The sequence below is a fragment of the Falsiroseomonas sp. E2-1-a4 genome (assembly GCF_051433165.1).
GTDB lineage: Bacteria > Pseudomonadota > Alphaproteobacteria > Acetobacterales > Acetobacteraceae > Falsiroseomonas.
In genome coordinates, this window is the sequence record NZ_JBHMFS010000069.1 from 1 (window position 1) to 1,254 (window position 1,254).

Below are 1,254 nucleotides of genomic sequence, written 5' to 3' on the forward strand. Positions count from 1 at the left end.
CAATATGCATCGGAGATCTACCGCGCCCTGTTGACCACTCACGGCTTGGCTGGCTCGATGAGCCGCCGTGGCAATCCCTATGACAACGCCAAGGCCGAGAGCTTCATGAAGACGTTGAAGGTCGAGGCTGTCTATCTGGCAGCCTACGAGACGTTCGAGGACGTCACCGCGGACCTGCCGCGCTTCATCGACGAGGTGTATAACGAGAAGCGCCTACATTCTGCCTTGGGCTATCTCAGCCCCGCGCAATTCGAGGAACAACACGCCCGCCAGACGGTCAAAACAGCAGCCTGAAACTGTCCACCCGCAGGGGCGCACTCCACTATGCGTAAACATGACGGACCGGGCGCGGACCAAGGTTTTCCCTACGCGGACAGATGCGGACAGGGGGCGGACGTGTCCGAGCCGGCAGACGCGGACTGTGTATTTGCCCCTTGGGGGCAATACCTGTCCGCAGTCCGGTCCTGCCTGTCCCTGCGTTGGGAAGGAATTGTGGCTCGCACCCCATCCGCCCCGATCCTGAACCTTTGGAATAGGAGTGAAGCCGATGGCCGTTGATGTTCTGTCAGGCCCAAAAACCACGCGCGCGCGCGAGGCGCCGACCGTGCTGGTGGGTATCCAGATGCCGGGCGGCGCGGTGGTGGTGTTCGCGCTGCCCGGCCCCCAGCGTGGCGCCCTGAAACTGCGCACTCCAGCCGCTACTGGTTGCGTGCGCGCTTTAGTTTCAGCACGTAGCGGCATGAGACGCGCCGCTCCATTCATTCTCTATCTTGTCTGTGTCGGCTTTGCGGGCAGCGCGACGAAAGCGGTGGCTCAGGCGCCGCTGTTCGAGTGTCGTGTTGAAGGCCGGTTTCGGACCCTTGACGGTCCATCGCCAGCGCCGTTTTCAACCGTGCCGCCATGGCAGCGCGAAAGCGACGGCAGGTTCATCTTTGATGCCGAAAGTGGTTTGCTGCATTGGCGTGATCGCGAGATCATGATGCCCGTCAGTGCCGTTTTCCACATCACCAAACGCGGCGATGACGCCGGTGAAGATTGGTTCGCCAGTTTGTCAAATGGCTTCGTAACGGCGACGGTTAGGGTGCGAGCCTGGGTGCATCCACCGCGCTTCACGATGGTCAACTTCAGCGGCGATCTTTTATCGGGCTTCTGCTCGCGCTAGGCGCACTGCTGGGCGCCAGACCACAGACCGCTCCCGCGTTCGTAAGCCGAGCCGACCCGCGCTCTTGTGGACTGATTTGTGGACCCTGGCGT

2 protein-coding genes are annotated in these 1,254 nt (G+C 61.8%); both read left to right on the forward strand.

Translation table 11 applies throughout. The features are described from left to right. Nucleotides 1-294 (forward strand): transposase (locus ACFHNC_RS24670; RefSeq protein ID WP_437171883.1); only part of this gene is annotated, 294 nt, incomplete at its 5' end. Nucleotides 295-547: 253 nt separating this feature from the next. Continuing rightward, complete coding sequence (locus tag ACFHNC_RS24675; RefSeq protein WP_437171884.1) at nt 548-1,162, forward strand: hypothetical protein; 615 nt, start codon at nt 548-550, stop codon at nt 1,160-1,162. Nucleotides 1,163-1,254 lie beyond the last annotated feature (92 nt).

Coding starts and splice junctions, on each gene's coding strand:
- ACFHNC_RS24675 (WP_437171884.1), top strand. CDS start 548: ATGGCCGTTGATGTTCTGTCAGGCCCAAAAACCACGCGCGCGCGCGAG.